General features: G+C 37.1%; 18 protein-coding genes. 9 read left to right on the top strand and 9 right to left on the bottom strand.

Going from position 1 to position 15,920, the window contains the following annotated elements:
* Nucleotides 1-7 precede the first annotated feature (7 nt).
* Nucleotides 8-799, bottom strand: a complete 792-nt coding sequence (truA, locus tag MTQ00_RS12935) for a tRNA pseudouridine(38-40) synthase TruA (protein ID WP_273649546.1) — start codon at nt 797-799, stop codon at nt 8-10.
* Between the two features lie 49 nt (nt 800-848).
* On the opposite strand from truA, the gene lpxK reads away from it, so the two are divergent.
* The 6 genes from lpxK to MTQ00_RS12965 all read left to right on the top strand — a co-directional run bounded on the left by lpxK (nt 849) and on the right by MTQ00_RS12965 (nt 6,417).
* Nucleotides 849-1,874: a tetraacyldisaccharide 4'-kinase gene (gene lpxK, locus MTQ00_RS12940; RefSeq protein ID WP_172280609.1), complete on the top strand. Its 1,026-nt coding sequence runs from the start codon at nt 849-851 to the stop codon at nt 1,872-1,874.
* The gene (locus tag MTQ00_RS12945; RefSeq protein WP_172280611.1) at nt 1,858-2,673 is read left to right on the top strand and encodes a purine-nucleoside phosphorylase; all 816 of its coding nucleotides are present in this window, start codon (nt 1,858-1,860) and stop codon (nt 2,671-2,673) included. Before lpxK ends, MTQ00_RS12945 begins: the two co-directional genes overlap by 17 nt.
* 106 nt (nt 2,674-2,779) lie before the next feature.
* Nucleotides 2,780-3,295: a TlpA family protein disulfide reductase gene (locus tag MTQ00_RS12950; protein WP_273649548.1), complete on the top strand. Its 516-nt coding sequence runs from the start codon at nt 2,780-2,782 to the stop codon at nt 3,293-3,295.
* Between the two features lies 1 nt (nt 3,296).
* The gene (locus MTQ00_RS12955) at nt 3,297-3,755 is read left to right on the top strand and encodes a GNAT family N-acetyltransferase (protein ID WP_172280615.1); all 459 of its coding nucleotides are present in this window, start codon (nt 3,297-3,299) and stop codon (nt 3,753-3,755) included.
* A gap of 48 nt (nt 3,756-3,803) precedes the next feature.
* Nucleotides 3,804-4,898 (top strand): DNA polymerase IV, encoded by a 1,095-nt coding sequence (dinB, locus tag MTQ00_RS12960; protein ID WP_273651062.1) that lies wholly within the window; start codon nt 3,804-3,806, stop codon nt 4,896-4,898.
* A 46-nt stretch (nt 4,899-4,944) separates the two neighbouring features.
* Nucleotides 4,945-6,417, top strand: a complete 1,473-nt coding sequence (locus MTQ00_RS12965) for an alpha-amylase (protein WP_273649551.1) — start codon at nt 4,945-4,947, stop codon at nt 6,415-6,417.
* Between the two features lie 80 nt (nt 6,418-6,497).
* Here MTQ00_RS12965 and MTQ00_RS12970 read toward each other — a convergent pair whose 3' ends face one another.
* The 4 genes from MTQ00_RS12970 to MTQ00_RS12985 all read right to left on the bottom strand — a co-directional run bounded on the left by MTQ00_RS12970 (nt 6,498) and on the right by MTQ00_RS12985 (nt 9,707).
* Nucleotides 6,498-6,671, bottom strand: coding sequence for a hypothetical protein (locus MTQ00_RS12970; RefSeq protein ID WP_172280619.1), 174 nt, complete (start codon nt 6,669-6,671; stop codon nt 6,498-6,500).
* A 22-nt stretch (nt 6,672-6,693) separates the two neighbouring features.
* Nucleotides 6,694-6,987, bottom strand: a complete 294-nt coding sequence (locus MTQ00_RS12975; RefSeq protein ID WP_172280621.1) for a hypothetical protein — start codon at nt 6,985-6,987, stop codon at nt 6,694-6,696.
* 345 nt (nt 6,988-7,332) lie between these two features.
* A complete protein-coding gene (locus MTQ00_RS12980) occupies nt 7,333-8,667 on the bottom strand; it encodes a carboxylesterase family protein (protein WP_273649553.1) in 1,335 nt (444 codons plus the stop codon).
* Nucleotides 8,668-8,804: 137 nt separating this feature from the next.
* Entirely contained in the window at nt 8,805-9,707 is a 903-nt protein-coding gene (locus MTQ00_RS12985; protein ID WP_172280624.1) for a helix-turn-helix domain-containing protein, read from the bottom strand.
* 245 nt (nt 9,708-9,952) lie between these two features.
* Here MTQ00_RS12985 and MTQ00_RS12990 point away from each other — a divergent pair, with 245 nt between their 5' ends.
* Both MTQ00_RS12990 and MTQ00_RS12995 read left to right on the top strand, forming a co-directional pair.
* On the top strand, nt 9,953-10,090 hold the full coding sequence (locus MTQ00_RS12990; RefSeq protein ID WP_172280626.1) for a hypothetical protein: 138 nt from the start codon (nt 9,953-9,955) through the stop codon (nt 10,088-10,090).
* Between the two features lie 130 nt (nt 10,091-10,220).
* Nucleotides 10,221-11,273 carry an NAD(P)-dependent alcohol dehydrogenase gene (locus MTQ00_RS12995; RefSeq protein WP_172280628.1) on the top strand — a complete coding sequence of 351 codons (1,053 nt, stop codon included), beginning with the start codon at nt 10,221-10,223 and terminating at the stop codon, nt 11,271-11,273.
* A gap of 75 nt (nt 11,274-11,348) precedes the next feature.
* Here the strand turns inward: MTQ00_RS12995 and MTQ00_RS13000 are convergent, their stop codons facing one another.
* Nucleotides 11,349-11,723, bottom strand: coding sequence for a winged helix-turn-helix transcriptional regulator (locus MTQ00_RS13000; protein WP_273649558.1), 375 nt, complete (start codon nt 11,721-11,723; stop codon nt 11,349-11,351).
* Nucleotides 11,724-11,818: 95 nt separating this feature from the next.
* On the opposite strand from MTQ00_RS13000, the gene MTQ00_RS13005 reads away from it, so the two are divergent.
* Nucleotides 11,819-12,703, top strand: coding sequence for an NmrA family NAD(P)-binding protein (locus tag MTQ00_RS13005; protein WP_273649560.1), 885 nt, complete (start codon nt 11,819-11,821; stop codon nt 12,701-12,703).
* Between the two features lie 103 nt (nt 12,704-12,806).
* Here MTQ00_RS13005 and MTQ00_RS13010 read toward each other — a convergent pair whose 3' ends face one another.
* The 3 genes from MTQ00_RS13010 to MTQ00_RS13020 form a co-directional block, all read right to left on the bottom strand.
* The gene (locus tag MTQ00_RS13010; RefSeq protein WP_273649562.1) at nt 12,807-14,087 is read right to left on the bottom strand and encodes an alkaline phosphatase family protein; all 1,281 of its coding nucleotides are present in this window, start codon (nt 14,085-14,087) and stop codon (nt 12,807-12,809) included.
* 93 nt (nt 14,088-14,180) lie between these two features.
* The gene (locus tag MTQ00_RS13015) at nt 14,181-15,041 is read right to left on the bottom strand and encodes a GNAT family N-acetyltransferase (protein ID WP_273649564.1); all 861 of its coding nucleotides are present in this window, start codon (nt 15,039-15,041) and stop codon (nt 14,181-14,183) included.
* 113 nt (nt 15,042-15,154) lie between these two features.
* Nucleotides 15,155-15,916 (bottom strand): T9SS type A sorting domain-containing protein, encoded by a 762-nt coding sequence (locus MTQ00_RS13020; protein WP_273649566.1) that lies wholly within the window; start codon nt 15,914-15,916, stop codon nt 15,155-15,157.
* Nucleotides 15,917-15,920: the final 4 nt, after the last annotated feature.

The raw sequence follows: 15,920 nt of genomic DNA on the forward strand, positions 1-15,920 counted from the left end.
TTGTTTTTTAAAATTCGTAGCCTACATCTACGAGAAATAATCCTTGTGCCGGAGCAGAAGTGCCGGCCGAGTTACGGTTTTTATTTTCAATAACTTTTCTCAGATCTTCGGGCTTCATTTTTCCTGCACCGATTTCCACCATTGTCCCCACGATTGCCCGTACCATATTCCTGAGAAAACGGTTGGCAGAAACGGTAAATTTAAGTTCGCTTCCTTCCTGTTCCCACTCTGCTTTGTAAATGTGGCAGATATTGGTCTTATTATCTGTTTTCAATTTGGCAAAACTCGTAAAATCCTTATACTCGAATAAAATTTTACAGGCTTCATTCATTGCATCGATGCTCAAAGGTCTTTTCCAATGTTGCCATGCAGATTCCAGTGTAAATGGATTTTTTTCTAAAGAAATATAATATTCGTATGTTCTGTAGGTGGCATCAAACCGGGCATGAAAATCATCTTTTACAGGAAAAATCCTCTTAACAGCAATATCAGGCGGAAGAAAGCTGTTCAGCCTGTGACTGAGCTGATCATTAAAAGCCACCTGGGTATCAAAGTGGGCGAATATTTTTTTTGCATGAACACCGGTGTCCGTCCTTCCGGCTCCTGTAATTTTAATCTCTTCCCGTAAAATAGTGGATAGTGCTTTTTCCAATTCTTCCTGTACAGAATTGGCGTCCGGCTGGATCTGATAACCGAAATAATTTTTACCGTTGTAAGAAAACTCTATAAAGTACCTCAATGTAGTATAATAACTCCACAAAAATACTTTAATTTTATGAAATATTTGTTGAAAAGTCATTGAGAATATTCAGCCAAATCCTCTTAAAAATTACTATTTTTGCAATCGTATGAAAAGATGGTACCTTTATCCCTTCTCTGTAGGTTATCATTTGGTAACGGGTATCCGAAACACAATGTATGATCTGGGGATCTTTAAATCTACGAAATTCAAAACGCCGATCATCAATGTCGGCAATTTGTCCGTTGGCGGAAGTGGAAAATCGCCAATGGTGATGTACCTTGCTCAGTTTTTATCCAAACATTACAGAACCGGTGTCCTTTCCCGAGGTTACGGAAGACTTACAAAAGGTTATGAGGTGACCAATTATGACAGCAACTACAAAATGGTAGGTGATGAAGCGATGCAGCTTTTTGAACGTTTTAAGAACCGTTTCGTTATTGCAGTTTCTGAGGAAAGAGTGCCTGGAGCCAAAAAAGTCATTGATGACATGGACCTGGATGTTCTTGTACTGGACGATGCTTTTCAGCATAGGGCGATCAAAGCAGGATTTAATATTCTGATGACGGATTTTAATGACCCGTATTTTAGGGACCACCTTCTTCCGGCAGGGGATCTCAGGGAATCAAGAGCCGGGGTAAAAAGAGCCGATCTTATTATGGTCAGCAAATGTCCTGATGAACTGACGGAGGAGACCAAACAGTATTATATTTCCAGAATAAGACCTGAGCGTCACCAGAAAGTATTCTTTTCATCTATCGGATATGACGAAAATGTATACGGAAGAGAAAAAATGCTTCCTGACAACAACCTGAATTATTATGACATTCTTTTAATTACAGGGATTGCCAATCCAAAACCATTGCTGGAGCATCTGGCAAAATTTTCACATAGAGTAAAACACCTTAAATTCAGGGATCATCATAATTTTTCCGACGAAGACATCAAAAAAATAATTGCTGAATATAAGAAACTGGGCGAATATAAATTGATCTTAACAACCGAGAAAGATTATGTTCGTTTAAAAACCTTTGACTATCTTAGAGATATTGTTTATTACTGGCCTATCAATGTAATCATTGACAAAAAGGAAGAGTTTAATCAAATCATCTCGGATTATGTTAGGAAAAATTAAAGAAACCGCAGCCTTCATCAAAAACATCATTCAGGATACGCCTGATTTTGCAATCGTATTAGGATCCGGCCTGGGAAAACTGAAAGATGAAGTTCAGCCAATACACATATTGGAATACAAAGACATTCCTAACTTTCCTCAAACAACAGTGGCTGGTCATGGAGGTCAGCTGATATATGGTATTTTAGAAGGTAAAAAGGTATTGATAATGAGTGGACGCTTTCATTATTATGAAGGCCATTCTATCGAAACTGTGGTATTTCCTGTAAGGATTTTTCATCTGATCGGTATTAAAAACCTACTTCTTTCAAATGCCTGCGGAGGAGTAAATCCTGAATTCAGGGTCGCCGACATTGTTATTCTGAAAGATCACATCAATATGATGCCTGAACATCCTCTTCGTGGTAAGAATATAGAAGAACTAGGCCCGAGGTTTGTCGATATGAGCGAGCCTTATAATAAAAAAATGATCAGTATCGCAGAACGCACTGCTTCAGAAAATAACATTAGAATTCACCAGGGAATCTATGTCGCATTACAGGGACCTACCTTTGAAACACCCGCAGAATATGGAATGATAAAAGCTATAGGTGGTGATATGGTAGGAATGAGTACTGTTCCGGAAGTTATTGTTGCCCGTCATATGGATATGGATGTTTTTTGTATTTCAGTTATTACGGATCTTGGCGGACCCGATATTGCATTAGCCGTTTCTCACGAAGAAGTTCTTAATGCAGCCAATAAAGCAATGCCCAACGTAATCACGGTAGTAAAAGGTCTGGTTAAAAATTATCAGTAGTTCTTTTTTATCGAATTTTTCGATTTCTTAAATTTTTGCCAATTAATCCAAAAAGCAATTCATAACTTCGTTTCATTGTTTAGATTTGTAAAAAATGAAATTGAAAATGAAAAAGCTATTCATATTTTTTATGCTTGGAACATTTGGGACATTTTATTCTCAGGAAGTTCCTAAAGTACTTAAAACCAGTTTTTCCAAAGAAGCTTTACAACAAAAGCTTGAAAATGAAGAGGGAAAGAGCATTACTATGCAGGAAATTCTTAACCAGCACAAAGGAAAAGTGGTGGTCATTGATTTTTGGGCCGGTTGGTGCAGAGATTGCCTGAAGGCACTTCCAAAAGCACAGGAACTCGAAAAAAATAATCCGAACATAGACTTTGTATTTCTTTCTCTGGAAAGATCGAAAGAAGGTTTCGATAAAAGCCTTGAAAGATTTGATATGAAAGACAAAGATAATTATTGGTTTGCATCAGGATGGAAAAATGACTTTAATAATTATATTGACCTCAACTGGATTCCGAGATACATGGTGATCGACCAGAAATCAGCTATTGCAAAATACTACGCCATCTCACCGGAAGATCCTGAAATACAAGCCACCATCAATAAACTTTTACAATAATATGGTAACTTTAAGAGAAGCAACAAAAGAAGACCTGAAAACTCTTCTTGAATTCGAACAAGGTGTAGTTACTGCAGAAAGGCCCTATAATCCAACCCTTATTAACGGTACCATTCATTATTATGATTTAGTTTCTTTGATTGAGTCTGAAGATGCTACCCTTATTGTAGCGGAAAAGGATCATGAAATCGTTGCGTCGGGATATGCGATGATTAAAAAAGCGGAAAAGGATTATTTTAATTTCAAAGAGTATGCATATCTGGGGTTTATGTATGTAAAACCGGAACACAGGGGACAGGGAATCAATCAATCCGTTATAGATAGACTCATAAAGTGGTCAGAAGAAAGGGGAATGAAAGAAATAAGATTAGATGTTTATGATCAGAATGAATCTGCTGTAAAAGCTTATGAAAAAGTAGGATTTGAACCTGTGCTCCTTACCATGAGATTGAAAAAATGATATTAATTTATTGAAATATAGAAATAAATGAATCCATATCTTTGTGATATGGATTTTTCTTTTCCCATTCGCAAGATTATACATGTAGATATGGATGCATTTTATGCTTCTGTGGAGCAGCATGATAATCCTGCGCTTAGAGGAAAACCAATTGCCGTGGGAGGAGAGCATCGGGGTGTAGTTTCAGCTGCCAGTTATGAAGCAAGAAAATTCGGTGTCCGTTCTGCCATGCCAAGTAAAACAGCAAAAGAAAAATGCCCGCATCTCATTTTTGTTCCTCCCCGCTTCGCCCGTTACAAAGAAATTTCCAGAAAGATAAGAGAGATCTTTCATGAGTATACCGACCTGGTAGAGCCATTGTCCCTGGATGAAGCTTATCTGGATGTGACTGAAAACAAAAAAGGAATAGAATCCGCCAATGATATTGCGAGAGAAATCCGCAAAAAAATCTTTGAACAAACAGGTCTTACTGCCTCAGCCGGTATTTCAGTTAATAAATTTTTAGCAAAGGTAGCTTCGGATATCAATAAACCGAACGGACAAAAAACCATTCACCCCGACAAAATTGAAAGTTTTCTGGAAGAACTACCCGTTGAAAAATTCTACGGGGTAGGAAAAGTTACGGCCAACAAAATGTTTACGCTGGGGATTTTCAAGGGAAAAGATTTAAAGAAAAAAACATTACAGGAATTAGTAAGCCTGTTCGGAAAATCCGGAAACTACTATTACAATGTTGTTCGTGGAATTCATCATTCAGAAGTTAAACCTCATCGCATCCAGAAAAGTGTAGCTGTAGAAAGGACTTTTTTTGAAGATCTCTATGATGAACAGCAAATCAATGAGAAACTGGAAAGCTTAAGTGCAGAACTACATCAAAGGTTACAAAAAAATAATATTCTGGGCAGATCCCTCACTTTAAAAATAAAGTATAAAGATTTTTCACTGTTTACCAGGAGCATGACAAAAGAAGATTACTATGTTTCTGAAGAAGAATACTACAAAACCTCCAAAAAGCTTTGGGAATTAAGACCCTTTGATAAACCTGTCAGGTTATTAGGCTTATCCCTTGCCCACCTTAATACTGAGGAAAAAAAGCAGGTTTCTGTTCAACTAAAAATACCGTTTCAGGAGTTTGGGCATTAATAATTAGAAATTTTCACTACATTGTAGTAACCAAATTCTATAATGTATGAACCCAACGATGATTCAGTTTTTCCACTGGTACTCAGACGGAAACCAAACACTCTGGAAGGAGGCTCAAAAACAATCTGCTTATTTAGCCGAACTTGGTATAACTTCAGTTTGGTTCCCACCCGCTTACAAGGGAACTAGTGGAGGTTATTCAACAGGATATGATGCTTATGACCTTTTTGACCTGGGAGAATTCGACCAGAAAGGAAGTATTCCCACAAAGTATGGAACCAAAGATGATTACTTAAAAGCAATAAAGGCTTTAAAGGAACAAAATATCCAGGTTATTGTAGATGTTGTATTAGGGCATAAAGCCGGTGGCGACGAGCTGGAAACAATGAAAGCAGTAAAAGTGGATGAAAATAACAGGGAAAAGGTAATTTCAGATGTTATCGAAATACAGTCCTATACCAAGTTTACTTTCCCTGGAAGAAATAAAAAATATTCTGACTTTGAATGGAATGCAACTTGTTTCAGCGGCGTAGATTATGCCGAAGGAATGGATTCGCATATCTTCAAAATACAGTCCGAATATGGAAACGACTGGGAAGAGATGATTGATGATGAAAAAGGCAATTATGATTATCTGATGTATAATGATATTGAGCATCGCAATCCATTTGTTCGTGAAGAACTCAACGCATGGGCCAAATGGTATTTTGATCAGACCGACTTTGATGGTGTAAGGCTGGATGCTTTAAAACATATTTCTTTTGATTTTTATAAAGAATGGCTAACACTTATCCGGTCCAATTCAGGCAAAAATATCTTTGCTGTTGGAGAATACTGGGCACCTGGATATTTGAATTTACTCCAAAAATATATTGAAGTTACGGAAGGGTGCATGAGCTTATTTGACAGCTCTCTTCAAAACAATTTCCACAATGCTTCCAAAGAGGGAGGATCTTATGATCTGAGAAGGATTTTTGATGGCACTCTCACTCAGGCTGACCCGCTGCATTCCGTAAGTCTTGTTGATAATCATGATACCCAGCCTTTACAAGACCTTGAAGCTCCTGTAGAAGAGTGGTTCAAACCTCTTGCCTATGCTTTGATCCTCCTCAGGGAAGACGGCTATCCTTGTGTATTTTATCCCGATTTGTACGGAGCCCATTACGTAGATAAGGACCGGGAGGGAAATGATCAGGAAATTTTCCTGAATAAAGTAAATGGAATTGAAGAACTGCTAAAGGCGCGAAAAGAACATGCCTATGGAATCCAGAAAGATTATTTTGAAGATGCTAACTGCTTGGGATGGGTTCGTGAAGGAGATGACGAGCACACGGGCTGTGCTGTTGTCCTAAGTAATAAAGATGCTTACAATAAACCCATGGAAATGGGGGAAAAGTATTCGGGGCAAAGTTTCTATGATCTGCTTGGAAGATTCGAAGACAGAGTAGTTATTGATGAAAAAGGCTGGGGAAATTTTCCTGTTCCTGCTGGAAATGTAAGCGTCTGGGTCCCTGAATAGATACAATTAAATTAAATGTACATAACCAGGAAAGCATCATCCGGTTATGTACATTTGAAATGTCTTTATACTATTGGCTTTTAGCAGTAGATATATCTGCAATTCCATATATCACTTGCCCATTCACAGCATTGGTTGTCTTCATTTGAAGTACAGCATACTCTGTCACGGATAATTCCTCCGGCTTTTAAAGCTTTAAGTTCCTGCCGCTCTATTTTTCTTATACGGCCTGCTGGTAAATTAGTTTTTTTCATTTTGTAAAATATTTGATTAAGTTTAGTCACTAAAACAAGTATATGGACATGGATCAGAAGTTACATACGAGTAAGTTCCGCAGTAACAGGTATGCGTTGGACCTGTCGGCCCTCCTCCTGTTCCACCTCCGGTACTTCCGCCACCGGAAGGGTTATAAGGAACACACTTCCCATTCTCACAGATATAACCCGGGTTGCATCCTCCTTCTCCCGGACCCGTATCCGAAACACAATAAGCAGGTTCCCCAGGAGATCCAGCCAGTAAGTTTTTGAGTACTTCCCGGCTCAATTCATTCCATTGAAATTTTGTTTTCATAATTGCTTGGTTTTATATGGTTAAAAGATTTTAGTCTTTAATTGTCTCTCTCACCGCCTTACCGTTTCAGCATTTATTTTATTAATAATTTGTGAAAATATTTTCCATAATTATTACATTCCAGGGATTAATAACTCAAATATAACAAAATAACACACACAATATTGAATAAAAAATACCAAATACTGGATTTCACATATGAAAACACAAAACCAAAGCAATAAAAATAAGTGGTAACAAGGAATGAAGTAGCCATACCCCCGCCTTACATAATTTTCACATAGATAAAAAAAATTGAGCACCTAAATGATAAAAATATTTAGTGATACGAAGGTCGGAACCAAACTATATTTTTCTCAATGCCAAAATATCGGGTTTCAATGATTCTCCGGATATCCTTCCAGTTCTTGAAAACTCTGCCCACACAGCTCTTAATTTTCTTCCATTATGATGGATATACTCCCAGGGAATGTTTTTTATAAGCCCTGCAGACTGCCATGCTTCTTCATTTCCAAAAAGCAAAGGAAGATCAATACTGTGCGCAGCTCCTATTTCATTATCCGTAATTCTGGAATAGATCCTGAACAAATAAACATTACCTCCGGCTTTAGCATAATTTTCAGCAAAAAGTTCTGCAGGTTTCCCATAGATTTTTTCTGTAGTCAGCTGAACTGTTTTATTAATGATCTTCTGACCAAAACCTTTACCAAAATAAGTATTGAGTGCTTCGGAAGTTTTTAGATAGAATGCAGTTTCATCATTATTGAGTCCAATTAAAACATCAATTTTTCCAGCACTCGCTTTCCATCTTTCCTCTGACTCATCTTCATTGCATAAAGGAGGAAATCCATATTGAATACCAAAAGGCATCACTGCTTTTAATCCGTATTTAATAACAGAAGGAATCCTTTTTTTGTATTCTTCCATCATCTTTAAGACATCGGTTTCATGTTTTATTGAATCCGTATTTTTAAGAAATTCGGCTGACATTTTTTGTCTTTTGTGGCGAAGACCTAACGGTGCACTTTGAATGATCACCCTTTTGAAAAGGCCTTCAACACCTTCTGAAATCATCAGATGGGCGATCGCATCTCCGCCGGATGATTGCCCCAGAAGTGTAATATTTTCAGGGTTTCCTCCAAAGCTTTCTATATTCGTTTGAATCCATTTTAATGCTTCAATAATATCAAATAACCCAAGATTAGCAGGCCTTTCTTCATCGCCTCCTAAAAAACCGAACAACCCCAGGCGATAGGAAACCGACACTACAATGATATCTTGTTCCTTCACCCAATTGCTCGCATCTGATGTGGAAAGATCCCCACACCCTATTTCATGAGAGCCTCCATGTATCCAAACAATCACAGGCAAGCTGGTATGCTCATTATCGGGACGAATAACAGAAAGAAATTGAGTAGATTCTTCAATCTCAAAACCATTAAGATCCGTGGGGCCAATCATTTTTTCAATTAAAGGGCTTATACTTTGTGGACAGACCGGTGTTTTATCCGGAAAAAGAAGTTCCGAGGATGACGGCTGTACAGGAATAGGTTTTTGAAATCTTACAGACCTGGCATAGCGAATACCTTTGGCTTTAATTACACCATTTTCTTTTAAAGCAATAATTTTCGCAAACGGGGTTTGAAAAATATGAGTACCGATATTCTGCTGTGATTTCATTATCCGGAAATTTCTTCCTTTAAAAATAATTCACTTTTCTGAAAAACCCGAATCTATTTGAAAGAAATTACCTATTCTCACGATTCGTTTAAACGCAAATGATAGAAATCTATAAATAAACTTCGACGATAATTCAATCAATTTAAAGTTTTGTATTCACTTGGTGATACTCCGACTTTTGCCTTAAACAACCTTGTAAAATGCTGGGGATACTTAAAACCCAGGTCATAAGAAATCTGGCTGATTGATTTCGATGGATTATAAATTTCCTCTTTTGCAACATCAATCAGTTTATTATGGATAAATTCCTGGGCAGAAACTCCTAATTCTTTTTTAATTAAATCACCAAAATAATTCGCCGAAAGATTAAGTTGTTCAGCAAAATAATTGACCATTGGAAATCCAATATTCTTGGGTTTATCGGATTTCAGGTAATCATTCAGAAGATTTTCAAACTTCCCGATAACGCCTTGATTTACATGATCACGGGTAATAAACTGGCGATCATAAAAGCGCATACAATAGTTGAGAAATAATTCGATATTGTTTACGATAAGGGATTTACTGTGTTTATCAATGGATTGCTCCAGTTCAAGCCTTATATTTTTAAAGCATTCCAGGATAATTTCTCTTTCTTTTTCGGAAAGGTGTAAAGCTTCATGAACATCATAAGAAAAGAAAGAATAATCTTTAATATTTTTCCCCAGATTAGTTCCTTTTATAAGATCGGGATGAAATATCAGAGCATATCCTCCTGGTTGCACATAGGTCCCGTCATTACTCATCCCATACACTTGCCCCGGTGCTATAAAAACCAGCGTCCCTTCCTGATAATCGTAGTTATTCTTTCCGTAATACATATCTCCACACATTACATCTTTCAGAAATACGGTATAAAAACCATAGCTCCTTCTATATTGGGAAATAGGATTGGACTTAGAGAAGTCAATAATGCTCACCAAAGGATGCAAGGTTTCATGATTCATCATTTTATTATATTCCGAAACACTGTTGATTATTTTAATATCCTGATTTTCCATAGCATCCGTTTTAAATCTTATTCAAAATTACCACTTTCTGTTTTACTTTTAATAGAGTCTGTAATATTGGTAAATGTTTCTGTAATCTGTATAAGTGCTGTTTAACGAAAAGAATCGACTTTTGCATTGTAATGATAACATTCGAAAACAAAAGATGTTTGCCGGATAAGAAAGTCAATTGGATACTTTCCCCGAGGAATTAACCGGGTACGTATCTTAAACAGTTATACCAGACCGAAAAGGTAATGCAAAGAAATAACGACATTCTTATGCCTGAGACTGATCTTAATAACAAGAAACTTTCTATCATCCTGAAAAAGGATAGTATGTATGGATTTCTGAACCCTGAGGCTATCATCAACATTCTTCCAGGTAGTTACTAGTCCGGAAAGTAAATGTACAAATAGTACCATCAACCCGAATACTCCAAACGGTATTATTAAATATACGGATCCGGTGACTGAGAAGAATACAATTTATGAACAAAAACACTAACTTAAAATTTAAAAACAAATGAGCACATTCACAGTAAAAGCGTACGGAGCAGAGTCTACCACAGCGGACCTGAAAGAAATGAATATTGAAAGAAGGGAACCAACTCCTAATGATGTGGAGATTGAAATACTCTATTGCGGAGTTTGCCACTCTGACCTTCACACAGCAAGAAACGACTGGGGAGGAACGATCTACCCTGCAGTTCCCGGACATGAAATTATAGGGAGAATTACTAAAATCGGAAATGAAGTTACAAAATTCAAAGTCGGAGACCTTGCAGGTGTTGGATGTATTGTGGATTCATGTGGGACATGCGAGAGCTGTAAACATGATCTTGAACAATATTGTTTAAATGGTTTTACAGGAACTTATAATGGAAAAGACAAACATTTGGGAGGACATACTTTTGGTGGTTATTCACAGAAAGTGGTTGTAGATTCCGACCACGTTTTAAGAATTCCTGAAAATCTTGATCTAGCAGCAGTGGCTCCGCTTCTTTGCGCAGGAATTACAACATGGTCTCCACTAAGACATTGGAATGTAGGACCAGGATCAAAAGTTGCTGTTATCGGATTGGGAGGATTAGGACATATGGCAATTAAACTGGCTAAAGGATTAGGGGCTGAAGTAACTCTTTTCTCAAGAACTCCCGGAAAAACAGAAGATGCCAAACAATTAGGAGCTGATCATGTGGTTATTTCTACAGAGCAGGCAGAAATGGATTCTGTAAAGGGAAAATTTGATGTGATCATCGATACCGTTCCTTATGTTCATGACGTTAACCCTTATATTACAACATTAAATATCAGCGGAACATTGGTTCTTGTAGGATATCTCGGAGGTCTTGAACCTATCCTTCAAACAGTTCCAATGATCATGGGGAGAAAATCTGTAGCAGGCTCTGTAATTGGGGGAATTGCTGAGACACAGGAGATGCTTGATTTCTGCGGGAAACATAATATTGTTTCTGAAATTGAAATCATCAAAATGAACGAAATCAACGAAGCTTATGAAAGGATGTTAAAAAGCGACGTAAGATACCGCTTTGTGATTGATATGCAGACTTTATAATTCTTCGGATATTTTTTTAATAGAAAGGCCCTTCAGATGAAGGGCTTTTTGTTATGTTGTATTTTAAAATATGTATTAAACAGGTTTCCAGTTATGCTGTCCCTTCATATCCTGAAAAGCCCAGTCTGCCATAGCATCGATTACAGGAGCAAGCTTATTCCCTGCTTCACTAAGTTCATAGGTCACATGAGGAGGCACCACAGGCTTTGCAGTTCTGATGATCAAACCATCCGCTTCCAATTGTTTTAAATGCTGGATGAGCATTTTTTCTGTGACTTCCGGGATTGCCCTTTTTAACTCACTGTAACGTTTCCCTCCTGTAGACAACTGAAATAATATAATTGGTTTCCAGAAACCTCCGATTTTTTCCATAACGTACATTACCGGGCACTGGTCCAGTATATTCTTTTTGTTTTCCTGAATTGTAGAACTTTCTTTAATTGCTGTCATGACACATACTTTAGGGTAAGTACTTGTATAAAAGTAAGTACAAATATAACTTTGTTCTCAGAAATAAAAAAATACAAACAATAAAAAATTTACATATGAAAATCATCATCACAGGTTCATTAGGAAATGTTGCCCAACCATTAGCTCAGCAACTTATTGCTGAAGGGCATGATATTACCGTTATCAGCAGCAGCGAATCTAAAAAAAATGGAATACAATCCTTAGGAGCAAAAGCAGCCATCGGATCCATTACAGATCTGGACTTTTTAATTAAAACATTTGAAGGTGCAGATGCCGTATTTGTAATGACCCCGCCTAATTTGGGAGCTACTCAAATCGTTGAAGATACAATCAGTGTTGGAAAAAACTATACAGAAGCCATCAAAAAAACAAATGTGAAACACGTTGTTATGCTAAGCAGTGTAGGTGCAGCTTCTCCGATAGAAAATGGTCCGATTAAAGGTCTCCATCAGATTGAAAATCTTTATAACGGATTAGAAAACACATCGGTAACATTCGTTCGTGCTGGTTATTTTTATAATAACTTCTTTAATGATATTCCATTGATACAAAACGCAGGAATTATAGGAGGAAATTATCCTGAAAATACAAATATTCCTGTAGTTCACCCGGTTGATATTGCAAAAATAGCTGCTGAAGAACTGGTTAAAAATACCGATGGTAAAAAAATAAGATATGCCGTAAGTGATATCCGTCCAGGTTCTGACTTTGCCTCTGTTTTAGGCTCAGCCATAGGAAAGCCTGAATTGCCGTGGGTAGAATTTACAGATGAAGAGTATTTGAACGGAGCGCTACAAGGAGGCCTTCCTCAGGAAATGGCAGAATTATATACTGAAATGGGAAGAGGAATACGAACAGGAGTTGTCCAAAAAGATTTTGTTGAACACGGCTCGCCTGTCACGGGAGGAACTAAATTAGAAGAGTTTGCTAAAGAGTTTGCAACTCAATTTAATTTTTAAAATTAACTTTTCAGAAAATGATGCGGAAGAATCACAATCTGAATCATAGAAAAAGTTTCGGCGCACCTTTGGTGCGCCGAAACTTTTTATTAAGAAGTAAACTCTAATTATCTTTTAAAGTTCCTTTCAGAACTTTTAGTTTTCCGTCAATTGGCTGATCATTTTTTAAACCCAAGATTTCTGCTACTAAAGGATAAACATGAACATTTGCAAATTCATCAATCACCACATTACTTTTAAATTGCGGCCCCCAGGCTAAAAATGTTGCTTTCATTTCTGGTACAAGCCTTGGATTATATCCATGCTTTCCAACGGAAGTCGTTTTTCCTTTTTCCAAAAATATCTTGGGTGCTTTTGGTATCAAAAGAATCTGTCCGATTCTATGGTATTGATCATCTCTGGTTCCAAAATGCAGGTATTTTGGAAGCCTTTTATCTAAATACACGTCATAGTCGTCTGTCTTACCGGCTTTGAGTTCATTGTAAACAGTTTTAGTTTCTTCAGGATTCTTTACCACAACCCTCAATAACGTCTGGGAATTATAGAAATCAAACCTACTTTTATCGAACAGCATTTTAGGAATTTCCAAAGGGGTTCCCCTATCTACTTTGATCATTCCATGGTCTGAAACAAAAATAAAATTCACATTTTTCAGTCCTAAGTTATTTACTTTCTGAACAAGCTCTCCGATGGCTTTATCTATCAAATGCACGGCATCTTCAGTTTCTTTTGAATCCGGTCCGAAATGATGGCCGCTCCCGTCTACTTCAGGGAAATACAATGTAATAAAATGAGGTCTTTTATCCATGGGTAATTTCAGCCAGTTCACCACCTTATCTACTTTTTCAGAAGGAGTAAATTGGTCGTGGTAAGCATAATAATAAGTAGGTCTTTCTCCACCGGCATCACTTGCTGAGCCTACCCACATCATTGTCGCAGAAATCATTCCCTGTTTTTCTGCCAGCCCCCAAAGAGGAAGCCCTCCATACCAGCTCCCGTCTTCAGCATTTTTCTTGTCACTCATTGCATAAAATTCCTTTCTCTTGTAATCATAGAAGAAGTTATCAATCAATCCATGATGGGCAGGATATAATCCTGTGATCAGGCTCCAATGGTTAGGAAATGTGATACTCGGATAACTTGGAATCATTGCTTTTGCCTGAACCCCGTTATTGGATAAGTTTAAAAGATTTTCAGCATGATATTTTTTAGCATAATCATATCGGAAACCATCTGTAGAAATCATGATCACATATGGTTTGGTTTGAGCATCAACGCTGTTGTATCGGTTTGGAGTTATGATCTGCGTGGTATCAACAGGAGCTTTCTGAGCCCACCCTATCATAGAAATAAACAGAAGTAAAATTTGTATTCCGCGCTTCATTATAAAAATTTTCCGCAAAGTTACACCCTATCTTCTTCCCGGGAAAGTTTAATGGATTAAAACTATATTAAAGAAATTGAAAACTCACGAAAATTATACACAATAATTAAAAAGTTGACTATTCTCCATCTCAAACTGCGACACCCAATTTTCAAGCCCCATCGCATTAAGAAATTTAGCGGTAGATTCAGAAGAATCATCAACATTATTTATACTTATTATCTTTCCTTCACTCTTCTCAGCAATACCCCTTAAAAGATCCATTCCAATTCTATTTCTCCTATGCTCTTTACTTACTGCTATCTGATATACTTTTACGATTACGGGATTAAAAATAGCGTACCCTATTAACTCATCTTTTTTATATGCACCGAGAATTATCAAGTCTTCACGCATTTTTTCAAGTACCATGACGGAACTTTGCCAGGAAGGTTGAATATCCCAGAAAGACTTAAATACTCCCCATTGAAAACTGTTTAACTGCTGTATAGTAATATCAGGTCCTATCTCTGCAGGCTTTATATTTCCTTTATAACAATCTAATCTTCGGGTAATCTTGAATCCCAGATGAGTATAGGCACGGATAGCAGGCTCATTTCCATTAATGACTTCAAGCATTATCAGATCTGTTTTTCTTTCCTGAAGTACAGGAAGAATATAATCATACATTTGTCTCACCAATCCTTTTCCGCGAAAATCAGGTACAACTCCGGTTCCGGCATTGTATATCATCCGCTTTCCATCTTCTGTTTTTTCGGCATGCAGAATAAAAGCTACGATCTGCCCTTCATTAAAGACACCTACTGAAAGAGTCATGTCTATTTTCTCTGTATGAATCTTTGAAGAGAGCTGTTCTTGTGTTAAATGGAAAGGGACAAGGTAATCAGAAAAAGAAAGATTAAACACATCTAAAAGGTCCGTAAACGTAAGGTCTGCTAAATTTCTGAATTCCATTGATTTTATTTTGTGGGTACTAAAATTATTGAAATAATCTGAATTCGAAGCAGGCTTTCTATATAATAAAAATACCTCTATTTCTAGAGGTATTTTTAAGCTTTAATTTTTTCTTATTCCTTGATCAGTTTTTCAAAAGATAAAGTCCCATCTTTCAATGTAATTTCAAAATAATAGTTTCCGGATTTTAAATCAGAAACACTGATATTCTCACCGTTTAATTTTACAGATCTTACTTTTCTTCCCGTTGCTTCATAAATATCGACCGATTTTATTTTATCAGCATTTTTGAAGTTTACAGTTTCTTTTGCAGGATTAGGATAAAGAACCACCTTATTATTTTGAGCAATAACCTCACCGGTTGATAAGGCTCCAGCCATGTTTAATGTTGCATAACCTCTGTTTGCACCACCGTGGTAACTCAAGTTCAACGTGTTATTTCCTTTTGCGTAAAAAATGTTAATCGAACCCGCAGCATTTGAAATAGCAAAATCTTCTGCTCCTCCTGTTAGAGATCTGGTAGCAACAACAGTTCTTATACCACCACTTGTCGTATTGGATGTCATTGTCCAATTTTGTGTAGCATCCGGAGAAATAGAGCCAATTCCACCAAAGGTATAATCTAAATTTGTGTTCGCTGTAGAATTTGCATTATAAACAAACCCGTCAGCCCCATTAGCCATACCAACGTTTCCAAAACCTATTCCCAAAAAAGTTGTATCCGGTCCCTTTAGGGTTATTGTAACCAAACTTGGTGAAGTATCTAATTTTACACTCATTCCGGTTGATCCCAGGTTTACAGTACCTGATGAGAAAAACTGTGCCGAGACCATACTCGCCATTATAAGGCCTAATGTTAGTAAAACTTTTTTCATATTC

Source organism: Chryseobacterium sp. B21-037, assembly GCF_028570785.1.
Taxonomy (GTDB): domain Bacteria; phylum Bacteroidota; class Bacteroidia; order Flavobacteriales; family Weeksellaceae; genus Chryseobacterium; species Chryseobacterium proteolyticum.